This is a genomic window from Streptomyces sp. NPDC002793, assembly GCF_040295485.1.
Taxonomy (GTDB): domain Bacteria; phylum Actinomycetota; class Actinomycetes; order Streptomycetales; family Streptomycetaceae; genus Streptomyces.
In genome coordinates, this window is record NZ_JBEOVL010000017.1 from 154,200 (window position 1) to 171,202 (window position 17,003).

A 17,003-nucleotide genomic window follows, 5' to 3' on the forward strand; every position below is an offset into this window, starting at 1 on the left:
CGCACCCCTCCTCACCGCGCGGAACGTGGGTACGCTGCTTGGCATGACGGACCACCCCGGCAACACGCGGCACGGTTCGAGCCAGGCCCCGGGCACGGTCTGGACGGGACGGGCCACCAATCGCTTCCAGTGGCTGCTCGCGGCCGCGGGGGCAGGCTGCTTGGCACTCGGTATCGAACTCGCTGTCGACTCGGCCTGGAGCGGTGGGTTCGCCCCGCTGCTCATGTCCGTCATCGGCTGTGTCGCCGCAGGACTCCTCATCCTCTTCGGGACCCTCGCCTTCGTGCACGTGGCCGTCAAGGTCGACGGTGACGCCCTCGAGGTGCGCTGCGGTCACGCCGGGCTGCCCAGGCGGCGGATCCTGCTCACCCATGTGGTGGGCGCGGACTTCGCCCCCAAGGTGACCCCACGCCACTGGGGCGGATGGGGCTACCGCTGGCGCCCCGAGCAGGGCACGGCCGTGGTCGTGCGCCGCGGGGAGGGACTCGTGCTCCGGCTGGGGGACGGCCGGAGCTTCACCGTCACGGTGGACGACGCGGAGGCCGCCGTACGGTTCATCCGGGACCGGCTGCACCTTGCGGCGACCGGGAAGCCCCCGGGCACCTGACTCCGACGTCGGGGCCCGGGTGGCCGGAGCGGCTGCCGCCCGCACGGGCGGCCACCGTAGACTCCGGCAGGTGAGCGCCACCGTCACCACCGTCGAACCGCCGCCCGCCCCCGTGTCCCGCAGCAGGAAGCTGTGGCCGCGGCTCGTCCGGCCTGCCGCAGCCGTGCTGTCCGGTGCGCTGCTCTACGCGAGCTTCCCGCCCCGACCCCTGTGGTGGCTGGTGCTGCCCGGCTTCGCCCTGCTGGGCTGGGTCCTGACCGCGCGCGGGCCGCGCGCGGCGCTGGGCCTCGGCCTCCTCGCGGGCCTCGGCTTCATGATGCCGCTGCTGCACTGGACGGGCGAGGAGGTCGGCCCGGTACCGTGGCTGGCCCTCGCGTTCCTCGAGGCGCTGTTCGTCGCCGTCGGCTGCGTCGGGATCGCCGCGGTCTCGCGGCTCCCGTACTGGCCCGTCTGGGCAGCGGCGGTGTGGACCCTCGACGAGGCGCTCCGGTCCCGGGTCCCGTTCGGCGGCTTCCCCTGGGGCAAGATGGCCTTCGGACAGGCCGACAGCGCGTTCCTGCCCCTCGCCGCTCTCGGCGGCACCCCGCTGCTCTCGTTCGCCGTCGTGCTGTGCGGCTTCGGCCTCCTGGAGGCCGCCCGGCAGGTCCGCCGTCACCGGGCCGTCGGCACCGTGCCCCGCTCCGCCGTCGTCGCGGCGGCCGTCACCGTCGCCGCGCCGGTCGTCGCCGCGCTGGCGGCCCTCCCGCTCGTCGACGACTCACCCGAGGACGGCACCGCCACGGTCGCCGCGATCCAGGGCAACGTGCCGCGGCTGGGCCTCGACTTCAACTCCCAGCGCCGGGCCGTCCTGGACAACCACGCGGAGCGCACGGAACAGCTCGCGCGGGACGTGAAGGCGGGGAAGGCGCCCCAGCCCGACTTCGTCCTGTGGCCTGAGAACTCCTCCGACCTCGATCCGTACCGCAACGCCGACGCCCGGGAGGCCATCGACCGGGCCGTACGCGCCATCGGCGTCCCCACCGTCATCGGCGCCGTCCTCACCCCCGACACCGGCCCTCTCCGCAACACCCTGATCGAGTGGGACCCCGAGAGCGGTCCCGTGGACACCTACGACAAGCGGCACATCCAGCCGTTCGGCGAGTACATGCCGATGCGGTCCGTCGCACGGATCTTCAGCGAGGACGTCGACCGGGTACAGCGGGACTTCGGCCCCGGCAGCAAGGTCGGCGTGTTCGACCTGGCGGGAACGAAGGTCGGGCTCGTCACCTGTTACGAGGCCGCCTTCGACGACGCCGTACGCGACACCGTCAAGGACGGCGGGCAGCTGATCGCCGTACCGAGCAACAACGCGACCTTCGGGCGCAGCGAGATGACCTACCAGCAGCTGGCCATGAGCCAGGTGCGGGCGGTCGAGCACGGGCGGTCCGTCGTCGTGCCCGTCACCAGCGGTGTCAGCGCGGTGATCCGGCCGGACGGCACGATCGTGGAGAAGACGAAGATGTTCACCCCGGACGCCCTGGTCGACGAGGTGCCCCTGCGGTCCTCGCTCACGCCCGCCACCCGGCTCGGAACCCTGCCGGAGGGCGCCCTGGCACTGCTCGCCCTGGCCGGTCTCGGCTGGGCGGCAGCCACGGCGGTGCGGGCGAGGAGGACGCGGAAGGACCGGGCGGCCGGGCAGGAGAACGCCCCCGCCGCCGCATGATCCCTTTCGCATAGGCTCCTCGCATGGCTACTCCAGACTTCATCCGTGAGATCCGCGCCACCGCCGGGCACCAGCTGCTCCTGCTGCCGGGAGTCACCGCTGTCGTCTTCGACGACGAGGGCCGGGTGCTGCTCGGCCGGCGGACGGACACCGGCAGGTGGGCGGTCATCGGCGGCATCGGGGAGCCCGGGGAAGAGCCCGCGGCGACGGCGGAGCGCGAGGTGTACGAGGAGACGGCGGTGCACTGCGTCGCGGAGCGGGTCGTGCTCACCCAGGCCCTGAAGCCGGTGCAGTACGCCAACGGCGACCGGTGTCAGTATGTCGACATCACCTTCCGCTGCCGGGCCACGGGCGGCGAGGCACGGGTGAACGACGACGAGTCGCTGGAAGTCGCCTGGTTCGACATCGACGCGCTGCCGCCGCTGAGCGAGTTCGCGCTGTTCCGGATCAAGCAGTCCCTCACGGACGCCCCCACCTGGTTCGCGCGGACCCCCGGCGTCTGACAGGCCCGGCGCACGGCGGAGCCGAGCCGACCGCACCCCCCGCAGCCGCGTCCGTCCGTGCCACAGGGGGTGCGTTCACGTCACCCGCTGAGCACCGGGGCGCGGTCCTCAGCGGGAACGGAACCTCAGATCGTCGCCGTGTCGATCACGAACCGGTACCGCACGTCGCTGTTCAGCACGCGCTCGTACGCCTCGTTGATCTCGGCCGCGCCGATCAGTTCGATCTCCGCGCCGAATCCGTGCTCGGCGCAGAAGTCCAGCATCTCCTGGGTCTCCTGGATGCCGCCGATCGCGGAGCCGGAGAGGGACTTGCGGCCGCCGATCAGGGAGAAGAGGTTGACCGAGACGGGCTCCTCGGGGGCGCCGACGTTCACCAGCGCACCGTCCGTCTTGAGGAGGGAGAGGTAGGCGCCGAAGTCCAGCGGCGCGGACACCGTGGACAGGATGATGTCGAACGTGCCCGCCAGCTCCTCGAAGGTTTTCGGGTCGCTGGTGGCGTAGTAGTGGTCGGCGCCGAGCTTCAGCCCGTCGTCCCGCTTGCGCAGGGACTGGGAGAGGACGGTCACCTCCGCCCCGAGCGCGTGCGCGATCTTGACGCCCACGTGGCCGAGGCCGCCCATACCGAGGACGGCGACCTTCTTGCCGGGACCGGCGTTCCACCGCCGCAGCGGGGAGTACGTGGTGATTCCCGCGCAGAGCAGCGGCGCGGCCTCGTCCAGTGCCAGGCCGTCGGGGATGCGGACGGTGTAGTTCTCGTCCACGACGATGTGCGTGGAGTAGCCGCCGTAGGTGGGGTCGCCGTTCTTGTCGAGGGCGTTGTACGTGCCGATGTTCCCCTTGGCGCAGTACTGCTCGAGACCGGCCTTGCAGTTGTCGCACTCGCGGCAGGAGTCGACCATGCAGCCCACGCCCACGCGGTCACCCACGGCGAACCGGGTGACGCCGGGGCCGGCCTCGGTGACGATGCCGGCGATCTCGTGGCCGGGCACCATCGGGAATATGCCCTCGCCCCAGCCGTCGCGGGCCTGGTGGATGTCCGAGTGGCAGATACCGGCGAACTTGATGTCGATCAGGACGTCGAACTCACCGACCGCACGACGCTCGATGGTGGTGCGCTCCAGCGGAGCCTTGGCGGAGGGTGCGGCGTACGCGGCGACAGTGGTCATGCGGAGTTCTCCTAAGGAGTGGTCCTGCGCCCGGCAGCTTTCGGTCCGGGCACGCACTCCAGCGTGCCCCACCTGCGCACATCCACCCAGGTCCCGGATGTACGTACGTCCAGTGGTCCTACTACCGGCGGGGACAGGATGGTGTGCGTACGACGGTGGATACTGGAACCCATGGACGAGCAGCCTGTACGCGAGCGGCGGGACGCCGACGGCCCCGGGCCCGGTGGCGGTGGCCCTCATGCCCTCGGCCGGCGTGCCGAGCTCAGCGAGTTCCTGCGCAGCCGGCGTGCCAGGCTGAAGCCGGAGGACGTGGGGCTGCGCGACTTCGGGCGGCACCGCCGGGTCCCGGGGCTGCGCCGGGAGGAGCTCGCCCAACTGGCCGGAGTGTCCGTGGCGTACTACACGCGTCTCGAGCAGGGCAACGGACAGAACGTGTCCGCGGAGGTCCTGAGTGCCATCGCGGCCGCGCTGAGACTGACGGACGCCGAACAGGCACACCTCACCCATCTGGCGAAGCCCAAGGAGCACAGGAAGAAGCCGTCGACCCGGCAGCAGCGGGTACGCGGGTCCCTCTGCGGGCTCCTCGACACCATGGATGGTGTTCCGGCGTACGTGACGGGGCGGCGAGCGGAGATCCTGGCGTGGAACCGGATGGCCGCGGCGGTCTTCGGCGACTGGTCCCAGTTGCCGCCGCAGGAGCGGAACTGGGCGCGGCTGGTGTTCCTGAAGCCGGAGTACCGCGAGCTGTTCGTGGAGTGGGACCAGAAGGCGTCGGACATCGTCAGCTATCTGCGGATGGACGCGGGCTGCCACCCCGACGACCCCCGTCTCTCCGCGCTCGTCGGTGAACTGTCCGTCAAGAGCGACGAGTTCCGGCGGCTCTGGGCCCGGCACGACGTCAAGGAGAAGAGCCACGGCGTCAAGCGGCTGCACCACCCCCTGGTCGGCGAGCTGTCACTCTCCTTCGAGACGTTCGCTCTGCCCGACGACGCCGAGCAGTCGGTCGTCGCGTATCACGCGGAGCCGGACTCGGCGTCGGCGGAGGCGTTGCGCCTGCTCGCGAGCTGGGGCACGGACGCCACGCGGGCCGGGACGGCCGCGTCCGGGAGTCCGTAGCGGCGGGCGGTGTTCGCCCCGTCGTGCGAACACCGCCCGCCGCGGCAGGTCTCACATCCTTCGGTGCAGCAGGAACCCGAGCAGCGCCTCGATCTCGCGCGCCGCGCCCGGGGCGAGCGGCACGCTCCGCAGGCAGGCGCGGGCCGCGTCGAGGTGGTGGCGGGCCTCGTCCAGGGTGGCGACGCGGCCGCCGCACGTTTCGACGAGTGCGGCCACGCGCGCCGTACCCGCGTCGTCGAGGGGGAGCGGGGAGCCGAGGAGTGCGGCCAGTTCCCGGGCGGGCGGGCCGTCGCCGGCGAGGGCCGCCAGCACCGGGTAGGTCTTCTTCTGCTGCCGTAGGTCGCTGTGCACGGGTTTGCCCGTCACCGCCGGGTCGCCCCAGATGCCGAGCAGGTCGTCGACGGCCTGGAACGCCACCCCCAGGTGGCGCCCGGCCCGGTCCAGCGCGCTGACCGTCCCGGCGGGAGCCCCGCCCAGGAGGGCTCCGAGCGCCGCCGCGCAGCCCAGCAGCGTGCCGGTCTTGAGTTCCGCCATGGCCCGGTACTCATCGGTCCGGACGGCCTCCGGCCCGGTCCAGGGGCGGGCGGCGAAGAGCAGGTCCTCCGCCTGGCCGCGCACGAGGCCGCTGAGCGTCTCGGACAGGCGGCCGACCGCCGCCGGCGTATGGGGTCCCGGGGCTTCGGCGAGGGTCTGCACCGCGAGGGCGAACAGCGCGTCGCCCGCGAGTACGGCGGGCCCGGTGCCGTAGGCCTTCCACACCGTCTCCCGCTGCCTCCGGGTTCCGTCCCCGTCCATGATGTCGTCGTGCAGCAGCGAGAAGGTGTGGACCAGCTCGACGGCCACCGCCCCGGCCACGGCGCTCTCTCCCGGGGCGCCGGCCGCCTCGGCGCACAGGACCGCGAGAGCCTGGCGCACCCCCTTGCCCTCGGAGGATCCGTCGGCTGGCGCACCGCCGACCTCGCACCAGCCGAGTGAGAACGCCGCCATCTCGCCAGGCCAGGGATGGAGCCGGCCTATCGCGGCGGAGAGGGAGGGCCGCACCAGGTCGCGGCAGCGGGCGAGCACGCGGTGAACGTCGTCCTCGGCCTGGGGCGGCGGGTACGACCCTGAGGGACCGGAGTCGCGTACCGTGCCGGCGGAAACGGTCGTGGGGGTGGTCATCGCGTCGCCGCCGCCTCGGCCCGGTGGCCCACGTCGGGCAGTGGGCCCACTCCCAGCTCCGCCGTCGCCTTGTCGACCATGTCCCGGGCATGCCGCAGGCCGATCCGGTCCAGCGTCCTGCAGAGGTCGGCCAGTTCCACGACCGTTTCCGCCGGGTTCCGCCCGAGCCGGGCCAGCGACTTGGCGAGCCCGAGCCGGGACAGCGCGGTGCCCCGCGGCTCGTTCATCTCCTGGAACTCCGCGAGTGCCTGCGTGTAGGTGTCCCGGGCCTGTACGTACTGCCCGGCCCGGTAGTGCACATTGCCCCGCATCTTGTGGTTGTACGCCAGCGCGCTGGACAACTTCATCTCGCGGCAGGCGGATTCGGCCTCGGTGAGCAGCGCCAGCGCACGCTCCACGTCACCGTCACGTACGGACACCACGTCGGCTATGCCGCGCAGCGCCCATGCCCGGCCCCGTCGGTCATCGGCCCGGCCCGCGGTCTCGGCCGCCTCCTCGAAGAGGGCGAGCGCCCTGTCGTACGAGCCGGTGTTCCGGTGCATCTGCGCTATGCCCTCCAGCGCCCACACCGTGTGCCGGGCCTCGCCCCGCCTGCGGGCCTCGGCGAGCAGTTGTTCGTGCAGTTCGCCGACGGCCTGGTAGTCGCCCTGGATGCGTCCGGTCTCCGCGAGGCCGGCGAGCGAGTAGCCGCGTACCACCACGTCACCCCCTCGTTCACCCAGGTCGGCCGCGATCCCGAGCAGTCGGTAGGCCAGGGCCAGCGAACCCCGCTGACGGGCGAGCGTGCCACCGCTCCACAGGGCCCAGGCCATCGCCCCGACGTCCCCCGCCGAACGGGCCGCCCGATAACTCGCCTTCCAGGCGGCGTCGGCATCCGCCACCCGCCCCAGCCGGCGGTACGCCTCCGCCACGGCGAGTCCGCAGCGCGCCATCTCCCCCTGGCTGCCGGCGCGTTCGGCGGCCCGCAGTTCATCGATGCCCTTGGCCAGTACCTCGGTGAGGGAGGAGTTCACCGACAGGGAGCCGAGGGCCCCCTGGTACTCGGGGGCGAACGCCTTGTCCTTCGGCTGGTCGTGCTGAGTCACCCGTGCCACCTGCTCACTGTCTCGCCCTTCCTCGGAACCGCTGTTCCCGGCGGTGGTCGGCCGCCGTCCCTGATCAAGACGGTAGGAGCGGGAAGGGGTTCCACGAATCCCTCTCCGTGTTGGTCCTGGGGTCCTCCCTGAGTGCTACGGGGTGGAGCCGGGACCGGCCGGTGGGATGAGCGGCGTCCGGGAAAGGGCGACGTCCGATGCGACAACCGGGAGTGGGATGGGTAAGGTACCGACGGATAAGTGAAGGTAGCCTTACCTAAGTTCGAGGAGTATCGGTGACCAACCCCTTCGAGGACGAGAACGGCACCTATCTGGTGCTCGTCAATGACGAGGGACAGCACTCGCTGTGGCCCGCCTTCGCGGAGGTGCCCGGCGGCTGGACCGTGGCCCACCAGGAGGACACCCGCCAGGCCTGCCTCGACTACGTGGAGCGGAACTGGACCGATCTGCGGCCCAAGAGCCTGATACGGAGCATGTCCGCCCAATCCGAGTGAGCCTCCCCCCGGAGGCCGTCGGGAACGCAGGAGGCGTTCGTCCGGAACTCCGGACGAACGCCTTCGGGCGGGTGGAGCCGGTGTCCGGTCAGGAGTCCCCGGCCGTCGCCCGCTCCGGGGCCGGACCGGCGGCCGCCGGTGCCGACTCCTCGCGGCGTGACCGGTGGGCCATCCAGGCGGCGACCAGGGCCCCCGAGATGTTGTGCCACACGGAGAACACCGCGGCGGGCAGAGCGGCCAGCGGGCTGAAGTGGGCCGTCGCCAGCGAGGCGGCGAGCCCGGAATTCTGCATGCCGACCTCGAAGGCCATGGCGCGGCTGGCGGGCCGGCCGAGCCCCGCGATCTTGCCCGCGCCGTAACCGAGCGCGAGTCCGAGGCCGTTGTGCAGCACCACGGCGATCAGCACGGTCACCGCGGCCGACTTGATCGTGTCGGCGCTGCCCGCAACGACGGCGCAGACGATCGCGGCGATGGCCAGCGAGGACAGCCAGGGCATGAGGCCCAGCACCCGGTCGACCGCTCTGCCCGCCACCAGGCGCACCACCAGGCCGCCGAGGACAGGGAGAAGCACCGTCTTGAGGATGTCCGTGATCATCGAACCGGCGTCCACCGGCAGGTACGCCCCCGCCAGCAGCAGCGTGAGCGGCGGCGTGACCAGAGGGGCGACGAGAGTGGAGACGGTGGCGACGGAGACCGACAGCGCCACATCGCCGCGGGCCAGGAAGGTCACCACGTTCGACGCCGTGCCGCTCGGTGCGCAGCCGACCAGGATGAGTCCGGCCGCCAGTTGTGGTGGCAGTCCGAGCAGGTGGGCGATGGCCCAGCCCAGCCCCGGCATGATCACGTAATGCGCCACCAGGCCGATCGCCACGGCCCACGGACGCCTCACCACGCCCTGGAAGTCGAGCGGAGTCATCGTCAGTCCCATGCAGAACATGACGATGCCCAGCAGGTACGGGACCGACTCGGTCCAGCCGTCGAACGTGCCGGGGGTGACGAGACCCGCCACGCCCGCCACGAGCACGAGGACTGGGAACACCGTGACGGCGCGCCTCGCCGCCTTGCCGTCGGATCCCATGTGATCTGCGGTTATCTGTTCGTTCTGCACAGGCGAGATGGAACGCCGCAGGCAAGGGCCTCCGCAAGCGCGTCTCATCATGCGGACGATATGTCCAAGATGTGTGCGCCTGGTGCTCTTCGCCGGCCACGGTCAGAGGCGTAGCTCGCGCCCCTGCCAGCGCCTCCGCAGCCAGCGGTCGTGGCCGGCCACGACGATCGCTCCAGGACCCGCCCCCATCGCCGCCTCCAGTTCGTCACAGAGCCGCGGGGAGAGATGGTTCGTGGGCTCGTCCAGCAGGAGCAACTCGGGCGGGTGCGCCACCAGAAGGGCCAGCGCGAGCCGACGGCGCTGTCCGACGGACAGGCGTCCGACCTGCTTGCCCAGATCCGCCTCGCTCATCAGCCCCAGCGAACTCAGCGGTACGGCCTCCGCGCGCTCCCCGCCGAGCTCCTGCGCGTAGGTGTCCCGCACGGTGCGGTCCGGCCGCTCGAACACCGTGTCCTGGGCCAGCAGTCCCACCGAGAGCCCAGCCTTCCGCCGTACCTCGCCATCGGCTTCGAGCCGTCCGGCGAGCACGGCGAGGAGTGTCGACTTCCCCGCGCCGTTGTCCCCCGTCACGAGCAGGCGCTCGGTCGCCGACACATCGAGACGGCCGAGGGAGAGGCGGCCCCGCACCCGCGCGTCACGCAGGGAGACGAGGGTGCCGTCCGCCGACGGTCCGGCGAGTGCGGTGCGACGGAACCGCAGTGGCTGCGGCGGCTCGGCGATCCGGTGCCGCTCCAGTTCGTCGAGCCTGCGAGCGGCGTTGCGCGCCCGTCGCGAGATCTGGCTCTGCACCCGGTTGGCCCGGAGACCGTAGCCCATCTTCTCGTTGTCACGCGGTCCACGGTCCGGGGCGACTCGATGCGTGGTCGTGCCGAGGGACCGGTGCAGGGCCTCCCGTTCCTCCTGCTCCTCGGCGTAGCGACGTTCCCAGCGTTCCCGCTCGGAGCGCTTCTCGGCCTGGTAGGCGGTGTAGCCGCCGCCGTACCGGACCGGTCCTTCCATGGCAGGGTCGAGGTCGATCAGGGCCGTGCACACGGCGTCGAGGAAGGCCCGGTCATGGCTCGCCACGACGACGGCGCCGGGCAGGTCCCATACCTGTTGCTCCAGGAATTCGGCCGCGTGGTCGTCCAGGTGGTTGGTCGGCTCGTCCAGCAACAGCGCGGACGGTCTCCGGACCAGCAGCGAGGCCAGCGCCAGGCGCCCTCGCTGCCCGCCGGAGAGGGAGCCGAGCGTCCGGTCCCACCGGATACCGCCGAGGCCGAGGCCTTCGAGCACGATGCCGGCGCGCCGGTCGGCGTCCCATGCCTCCTGTTCCTGGGCGCGCTGGAGCCGTCGGCCGTAGGTGTCGAGGAGTACGGCGTGACCGGGGGAGTCCTCCGGGGTGCGGGCGAGTTGTTCCGCGAGGTGTTCCAGCCCGGCGAGACCGTCGCGGACCTCGCGCAGGGCCTCGTCCAGCACATCGGCGATCGTGGCGGCCGCGTCGAACGGCATCTCCTGGTGCAGGAACCCCAGGTCGGCGGGGCGGGTGACGGTGCCCGCGTCCGGTTCGTCGGCCCCGGCGAGCAGGCGGAGCAACGTCGACTTGCCGACGCCGTTCTCGCCGATCAGGCCGATGCGGTGGCCGGGAGGTGCGGTGAGGGAGAAGCCGTCGACCACCCGCCCGGTCCCGAAGGAGCGGACGAGGTCGCGCGCGAGCAGGGGAGCGGAGGCATCGGACATGGGAAAGACCTCTTACGGCACAGGGCGGACAGAGCTCTGCCCGGGGCGGACACAGGGAGCGGGAACGACGCAGGGCTCGTGGCCACGGTGCTTGTTGCGCACCGGCCGACGGCCGCTCACATCCGGGTGTCACCCGGAGATGTCGTCGTCTCCCACCATGTCCGGTCTCCTCGCCGAGGGATCGATATCCCGGGAAACCCTAGCAGCAGGCGTTCCACCGTTCCCGGAATTCCCGTGTGCCGAGGTACCGGCCGTTCTCGACGAGCACGTACAGGGGCGGTCCACCCGATGGTCCGGCCGGGGGCACGGGCCTGCCCGCGACCTCGAGGCGGACTCCCCGTACGGGCGTGTCATGTACGCCGACGGCGTCTGCCCGGGGATGCGGACGGCCGCGCTTGCGGGGAGCGTGGGGGAGTGCCGCAGCTGCTGAGAACCCAGTGGATCCCCGTAGGCCTCATCGTGCTGGCCGTGGTGGTCGACCTGGTCACCCCGCACGATGTGACGTCCGCGCCGCTCCTCATGGCGGTGCCGGTCGCCGCCGCCCCGCTCCTCGGCGTGCGCGGCATCATCGGCGTGGGACTCACCGCGATGGCCGTCCACGCGGTCCTCGCATGGTTCGACGGCACCTTCGGCTGGCGCGCGGGCGTGGCCAACCAGATCACCCTCGCGGCCGTCACCACGCTCGCCGTCCTGATCCATCGCACGCTGCGCAGGCAGGACGCCCGTGCCCGGCGCGCACAGCACGTCGCGGCCGTCGCCCAGCGGGCCGTGCTGCCCAGGCCCCCGACACGGCTGGGGGACCTGCACGTCGACGCGCGGTACGTGCCCGCCGAGAGCGAGGCCATGATCGGTGGAGACCTGTACGTGGTGCAGAGCACCCCGTACGGAATCAGGGTCATGGTCGGTGACGTGCGAGGGAAGGGCCTCGGGGCGGTCAGCGCCGTCAGCGCCGATCTCGGCGCCTTCAGGTACGCGGCGGACGAGGCCGAGGACCTTCCGCAGCTGGTGACCCGGCTGGAGCGGGCGCTCCTGCGCGAGGGCGGCCGACGCGGTGGTCAGCAGCAGGAGGAGGGCTTCACGACGGCGCTCATCGCGGAGTTCTCCACGGACCTGGGGACCGTGCGCCTGGTCAACCGAGGCCATCCGCCCCCGGTGCTGCTCGACGCGCGCGGTCGCGCCACGCTCCTGGAGGCGTCGGAGGAGGCACCTCCGCTGGGCATGAGCGACCTCGGTGCGTGGTCCGCCCCGGTCGACAGCTTCCCGTTCCCGGTCGGCTCCACCCTCATCTGCTACACCGACGGCGTCACCGAGGCCCGCAACGCCACCGGGCGTTTCTACGCCCCGGTCGCCCGCCTGCCGCTCGTGCTCGCGAGACGGGCGCGGCCCGGCGTCCGCACGGCGCCGGGGCAGATCCTGGATCTGCTGATCCAGGACGTGCGCCGCCACACCGGCGGCCGACCCCAGGACGACCAGGCGATGCTGGCCCTCTACCGCGCGCCGGCCGGACACGGATCCGCCCCGGCCTGACCGCCGGGTGCACGGCCGGACCCCGGGACGGGCTCAGGTCCGGCGGGCGGTGGCAGGGTGAGACACGTCTCACCCTGCCACTGCCGCTTGCTATGCAATCAGTTGCATAGAACCATCGGGGTATGGCGCTCGAACACGCGATCCTCGTCTCCCTGCTGGAACAGCCGGGCTCGGGCTATGAGCTCGCCCGGCGGTTCGAGCGGTCCATCGGGTACTTCTGGACCGCCACGCACCAGCAGATCTACCGCGTCCTCAAGCGCATGGAGGGCGACGGCCTGCTCGACGTCCGCGACGTCCCGCAGGAGCGCCGGCCGGACAAGAAGGAGTACTCCGTCGCGGACCCGGGCCGCGCCGCCCTCTCCGGCTGGCTGCACGAGCCGATCGAACCCGAGAGCCTGCGTCACGATCTCGCCGTGAAGATCCGCGGCGCGGCCTTCGACGACCCGGCCGCGCTGCTGGACGAGGTCGAGCGGCACCACCGGGTCCACAGCGACCGGCTCGCGCACTACCTCGCGGGAGAGCTCCGCGACTTCACCGGCCCCGGCGCCCCCGCCCCGCTCGACGCGGGTCAGGAGCTGCAGCACGTCGTGCTGCGCGGCGGCATCGCGTACGAACGCATGACGGTCGCCTGGCTCGACGACGTACTCGCCACCCTGCACCGGCTCGGCGCGGCCGGCCCGCGTGTCTGAGCGGTCCCGCATCCTCCGTCCCCCATCCTCCGGAAGGCGTATCACCATGGCCGACCCGCTGCTGTTCAACCCGCGTACCTACGACCCGGCGCACTTCGACCCGGAGACCCGCAGGCTGCTGCGCGCCACCATCGACTGGTTCGAGGCCCGTGGCAGGCGTCGGCTGACCGAGGACTACCGGTCGCGCGCCTGGCTGGGTGACTTCCTGGAGTTCGCCGCGAAGGAGGGCCTGTTCGCCACCTTCCTCACCCCCGCCTCCGCCGCGGAGCGGGAGGACCAGCGCTGGGACACCGCGCGGATCGCCGCGCTCAACGAGATCTTCGGGTTCTACGGACTCGACTACTGGTACGCCTGGCAGGTGACCATCCTCGGCCTCGGCCCGGTCTGGCAGAGCGACAACGCCGCCGCCCGCAGCCGCGCGGCTCAGCTCCTCTCCGAGGGCGAGGTCTTCGCCTTCGGCCTGTCGGAGAAGGCGCACGGCGCCGACATCTACTCCACCGACATGCTGCTGGAACCGGACGGCGACGGCGGCTTCCTCGCCACCGGCTCCAAGTACTACATCGGCAACGGCAACGCCGCGGGCCTCGTGTCCGTCTTCGGCCGCCGCACGGACGTCGAAGGCCCGGACGGCTACGTCTTCTTCGCGGCCGACAGCCGCCACTCCGCCTACCACCTGGTGAAGAACGTCGTCGACTCCTCCAAGTACGTCAGCGAGTTCCGCCTCGACGGCTACCCGGTCGGCCCCGACGACGTCCTGCACACCGGCCGCGCCGCCTTCGACGCCGCCCTCAACACCGTCAACGTGGGCAAGTTCAACCTCTGTACCGCCTCGATCGGCATCTGCGAGCACGCGATGTACGAGGCCGTCACCCATGCGCGGAACCGAGTCCTCTACGGCCGCCCCGTCACCGCCTTCCCGCACGTCCGCCGTGAGCTGGCCGACGCCTACGTCCGGCTCGTCGGCATGAAGCTGTTCAGTGACCGTGCCGTCGACTACTTCCGCTCTGCCGGCCCTGACGACCGCCGTTACCTGCTCTTCAACCCGATGACGAAGATGAAGGTGACCACGGAGGGCGAGAAGGTCATCGACCTGATGTGGGACGTCATCGCCGCCAAGGGCTTCGAGAAGGACACGTACTTCGCCCAGGCGGCCGTGGAGATCCGCAGCCTGCCGAAGCTGGAGGGCACGGTCCACGTCAACCTCGCCCTCATCCTGAAGTTCATGCGCAACCACCTGCTGGACCCGGTGGGTTACGAGGCCGTGCCCACACGTCTGGACGCCGCGGACGACGCGTTCCTCTTCCGGCAGGGGCCGGCCCGGGGCCTGGGCTCCGTGCGCTTCCACGACTGGCGCCAGGCCTACGACGCCTACGCCGCGCTCCCCAACGTCGCCCGGTTCCGGGAGCAGGCGGACGCACTGTGCGAGTTCGTGGCCGACGCCGCGCCCGACGAGGAGCAGAGCCGCGACCTCGACTTCCTGCTGTCCGTCGGCCGGCTCTTCGCCCTGGTGGTCCACGGCCAGTTGATCCTGGAGCAGGCCCGGCTCACCGGCCTGGACGAGGACGTCCTCGACGAGCTGTTCTCCGTGCTCGTCCGTGACTTCTCCGCGGACGCCGTCGAACTGCACGGCAAGGACTCCGCGACGGCGGAACAGCAGCACCGGGCCCTGGCCGCGGTGCGGCGCCCCGTCGTGGACGAGGCTCGCTCGGCGCGGGTCTGGGACCGCGTCGAGGCGCTGTCCGGGGCCTACGAGATGGGTCTGTAGCCCCGAGCGGACACCGAAACCGGGCCCGGCCCGCATCGCCCGCGTCTGCGGGGGCATATGGAAGCTCCGGCGGCCGGATCCGGCCGGCTGCCAGGAGGAGGCGACGATGGAAACGATCTGGACAGGCCCCGCGGAGCTGGACCGCGCGCTGGACGACGACGTGATCGGGTACGGCGTGGAGGCGCCGGACGGGAGCGTGGGAACCGTCATCAGGCTCTCCCCGGTCCCGGGGTTCGGCCACCTGGTGATCGACGCGGGGGTCTGGAAGTTCGGAAGAAGTGTCGTCGTGCCCGCCGGCCTGGTGACCGCCGTCGACGGCGCCGATCGGGTGATCCGGGTCGGGTGCACCAAGGAGCAGATCAAGGACGCCCCTCGCTTCGAGCGCGATCAGGACACGGGCGACCTCTTCTACCTGCGGAAGCTCGGCACGTACTACGCATCGCTGGCCGCCGCTTCCGAATGAGAGCGGCCCGCGCCGCGCCACCGGCCGGCCCGGCGTGCCGCCTGCTGCTCAGGCCCCGGGGCGTGGTCCGTCGTCCGTGACTCCGGCGCGCACCACGTTCACCAGCGGCTCGCCGCGCCCCAGCCGGCCGATGTTGTCGGCGATCTCCTCCGCCCGGGCGGCGAAGGTGTCCGTGGTGTGGCCCGAGTGATGCGGGGTCATGAGCACGTTGGAGAGGTCGTGGAAGGGCAGCCTGCTCGGCGTTTCCGGCGGGCCGGACCACCACACGTCCAGGGCGGCGCCGCCGATGGCGCCGGAGCGGAGCGCCTCGTAGAGCGCCTCCTCCTGCACCACCGGCCCCCGGGCCACGTTGACCAGCAGTGACCCGGGCCCCATGGCCTTCAGTTCGTCCGGGCCGATCAGCCCCCGGGTGGCGGGACTCAGGGGGACTGTGACCACCACGATGTCGGACTCGGCGAGCAGGTCGGGCAACCGGTCGTCGCCGCCCACCCATTCGGGCCTCAGGTCGGCGGGGAACGGCGCGGTGGGGTCACGCCGCACGGCGCGCACCCCGAGGCCGACCGCCTGGCACAGCCGTGCGACCTCGGTGCCGGTCTCGCCGAAGCCGATGATCCCGACCCGCCGGCCCCGCAGTGTCGACCCGAACGGGAGGCCGGGATCGACGGCCACGTTCCGCCAGCGCCCGGCGCGCAGTGCGCGGTCTGCCGTCAGCACGTCGCGGGAGAGCATCAGCACGGACATCAGCACGTGCTCCGCGATGGAGCTGCCGTGGTGATGGGTGGTGGCGACCGTCACCCCGGGGTGCAGCGCGTCGAGGGGGATGCCGTCGTAGCCCGCGCCGACGACGTGCACGAGCCGCAGACGTGCGGCCCGCCGGGCGTCCTCGGGCCGGAGCTTCGATCCGATGTACACCTCGACCTCGGGGAGGGCTGCGGAGGTCCGGTCGGCGTCCCATTCGCCGGCGTCCAGCCAGACGTGCCCGCTCTCCGCGCGCGCCGTGAGCGATTCGCGGAACCTGCTGAGTATGCGGTGATCGATCATGATGCGCACGAGAGGGTCACCACCGGGGGGTCTTGGTCGAGAACGAGGGATCAAAACTACGCATGTAGCCGGTGTCGTCGCGGTCGCGCAGCCCGCAGTCGAGGTACTGGCGATGGAGCCTGGCGAGCGCCTCCCGGTCCAGTTCCACGCCGAGACCGGGAGCCGTCGGTACGGCGAGGCTCCCTTCGCTGAACCGCAGCACCCCCGGGTCCACCACGTCCTCGTCAGGCCGCTTCCAGGGCCAGTGGGTGTCACAGGCGTAGGTCAGGCGGGGGGTGGCCGCCGCCAGGTGGGTCATCGCCGCGAGGCTGATGCCCAGGTGCGAGTTGGAGTGCATCGACATGCCCAGCCCGAAGGTCTCGCAGATCGCGGAGAGCTGGCCGCAACGTCGCAGTCCGCCCCAGAAGTGGTGGTCGGACAGGACGATGCCCACCGCTCCCCGGGCCACCGCCGGGGCCAGGTCGTCGAAGGAGACCACGCACATGTTGGTCGCCAGCGGGGTCGGCGTCCGCCCGGCCACGGAGGCCATGCCGGCGATCCCCTCGGTCGGGTCCTCCAGGTACTGGAGGACCCCGTCGAGCTCGCGGGCGACGTACAGCGAAGTCTCCGTGCTCCAGGCGGCATTCGGATCGAGGCGCAGGGGCATGTCCGGGAAGGCCTTCCGCAGAGCCCTGATCGCCGCGATCTCCTCGTCGGGAGGGAAGACACCTCCCTTGAGCTTGATGGAGGAGAAGCCGTACGTGCCGATCATGCGGCGGGGGGGGGGGGCCCGCCCCGCCCGGGCGGGGGGCGCGCCCCCCTCGGCGCTCGTACCAGATGCCGGGGGGGATCTCCACCGCGGGGAGGGGAGG

At 71.9% G+C, this 17,003-nt stretch carries 16 protein-coding genes; 9 read left to right on the forward strand and 7 right to left on the reverse strand.

The genetic code is table 11. The features are described from left to right. Positions 1-43 precede the first annotated feature (43 nt). From ABT001_RS19035 to ABT001_RS19045, 3 genes are all read left to right on the forward strand, one after another. Positions 44-607 (forward strand): hypothetical protein, encoded by a 564-nt coding sequence (locus tag ABT001_RS19035; protein ID WP_351278653.1) that lies wholly within the window; start codon positions 44-46, stop codon positions 605-607. 70 nt (positions 608-677) lie between these two features. Next, positions 678-2,309 (forward strand): apolipoprotein N-acyltransferase, encoded by a 1,632-nt coding sequence (gene lnt / locus ABT001_RS19040; protein WP_351278656.1) that lies wholly within the window; start codon positions 678-680, stop codon positions 2,307-2,309. A 23-nt stretch (positions 2,310-2,332) separates the two neighbouring features. Continuing rightward, on the forward strand, positions 2,333-2,812 hold the full coding sequence (locus ABT001_RS19045) for an NUDIX hydrolase (RefSeq protein WP_351278659.1): 480 nt from the start codon (positions 2,333-2,335) through the stop codon (positions 2,810-2,812). A gap of 125 nt (positions 2,813-2,937) precedes the next feature. Here the strand turns inward: ABT001_RS19045 and ABT001_RS19050 are convergent, their stop codons facing one another. Beyond that, the gene (locus ABT001_RS19050) at positions 2,938-3,978 is read right to left on the reverse strand and encodes an NAD(P)-dependent alcohol dehydrogenase (RefSeq protein WP_351278661.1); all 1,041 of its coding nucleotides are present in this window, start codon (positions 3,976-3,978) and stop codon (positions 2,938-2,940) included. A gap of 171 nt (positions 3,979-4,149) precedes the next feature. Between ABT001_RS19050 and ABT001_RS19055 the strand changes: the two genes are divergently transcribed. Beyond that, positions 4,150-5,094 (forward strand): helix-turn-helix domain-containing protein, encoded by a 945-nt coding sequence (locus ABT001_RS19055; protein WP_351278663.1) that lies wholly within the window; start codon positions 4,150-4,152, stop codon positions 5,092-5,094. A gap of 51 nt (positions 5,095-5,145) precedes the next feature. Here the strand turns inward: ABT001_RS19055 and ABT001_RS19060 are convergent, their stop codons facing one another. Both ABT001_RS19060 and ABT001_RS19065 read right to left on the reverse strand, forming a co-directional pair. Next, entirely contained in the window at positions 5,146-6,255 is a 1,110-nt protein-coding gene (locus tag ABT001_RS19060; RefSeq protein ID WP_351278665.1) for a polyprenyl synthetase family protein, read from the reverse strand. After that, on the reverse strand, positions 6,252-7,349 hold the full coding sequence (locus ABT001_RS19065) for a tetratricopeptide repeat protein (RefSeq protein ID WP_502967484.1): 1,098 nt from the start codon (positions 7,347-7,349) through the stop codon (positions 6,252-6,254). Before ABT001_RS19065 ends, ABT001_RS19060 begins: the two co-directional genes overlap by 4 nt. A gap of 275 nt (positions 7,350-7,624) precedes the next feature. Here ABT001_RS19065 and ABT001_RS19070 point away from each other — a divergent pair, with 275 nt between their 5' ends. Further along, positions 7,625-7,843 (forward strand): MbtH family protein, encoded by a 219-nt coding sequence (locus tag ABT001_RS19070; protein ID WP_351278669.1) that lies wholly within the window; start codon positions 7,625-7,627, stop codon positions 7,841-7,843. Positions 7,844-7,931: 88 nt separating this feature from the next. Here ABT001_RS19070 and ABT001_RS19075 read toward each other — a convergent pair whose 3' ends face one another. Beyond that, the gene (locus tag ABT001_RS19075; RefSeq protein WP_351278699.1) at positions 7,932-8,921 is read right to left on the reverse strand and encodes a bile acid:sodium symporter family protein; all 990 of its coding nucleotides are present in this window, start codon (positions 8,919-8,921) and stop codon (positions 7,932-7,934) included. Between the two features lie 132 nt (positions 8,922-9,053). Continuing rightward, complete coding sequence (locus tag ABT001_RS19080; protein WP_351278671.1) at positions 9,054-10,667, reverse strand: ABC-F family ATP-binding cassette domain-containing protein; 1,614 nt, start codon at positions 10,665-10,667, stop codon at positions 9,054-9,056. A 414-nt stretch (positions 10,668-11,081) separates the two neighbouring features. On the opposite strand from ABT001_RS19080, the gene ABT001_RS19085 reads away from it, so the two are divergent. The 4 genes from ABT001_RS19085 to ABT001_RS19100 all read left to right on the forward strand — a co-directional run bounded on the left by ABT001_RS19085 (position 11,082) and on the right by ABT001_RS19100 (position 15,111). Next, the gene (locus tag ABT001_RS19085) at positions 11,082-12,194 is read left to right on the forward strand and encodes a PP2C family protein-serine/threonine phosphatase (protein WP_351278674.1); all 1,113 of its coding nucleotides are present in this window, start codon (positions 11,082-11,084) and stop codon (positions 12,192-12,194) included. A 122-nt stretch (positions 12,195-12,316) separates the two neighbouring features. Next, positions 12,317-12,883 (forward strand): PadR family transcriptional regulator, encoded by a 567-nt coding sequence (locus tag ABT001_RS19090; RefSeq protein WP_351278676.1) that lies wholly within the window; start codon positions 12,317-12,319, stop codon positions 12,881-12,883. 46 nt (positions 12,884-12,929) lie between these two features. Continuing rightward, the gene (locus ABT001_RS19095) at positions 12,930-14,648 is read left to right on the forward strand and encodes an acyl-CoA dehydrogenase family protein (RefSeq protein WP_351278679.1); all 1,719 of its coding nucleotides are present in this window, start codon (positions 12,930-12,932) and stop codon (positions 14,646-14,648) included. A gap of 106 nt (positions 14,649-14,754) precedes the next feature. Beyond that, positions 14,755-15,111 (forward strand): hypothetical protein, encoded by a 357-nt coding sequence (locus ABT001_RS19100; protein WP_351278681.1) that lies wholly within the window; start codon positions 14,755-14,757, stop codon positions 15,109-15,111. A 48-nt stretch (positions 15,112-15,159) separates the two neighbouring features. Here the strand turns inward: ABT001_RS19100 and ABT001_RS19105 are convergent, their stop codons facing one another. Together ABT001_RS19105 and ABT001_RS19110 are read right to left on the reverse strand one after the other, a co-directional pair. Then, a complete protein-coding gene (locus ABT001_RS19105) occupies positions 15,160-16,152 on the reverse strand; it encodes a 2-hydroxyacid dehydrogenase (protein ID WP_351278683.1) in 993 nt (330 codons plus the stop codon). Between the two features lie 16 nt (positions 16,153-16,168). Beyond that, the coding region (locus tag ABT001_RS19110; protein WP_502967485.1) for an enolase C-terminal domain-like protein at positions 16,169-17,003 on the reverse strand (835 nt) is incomplete at its 5' end.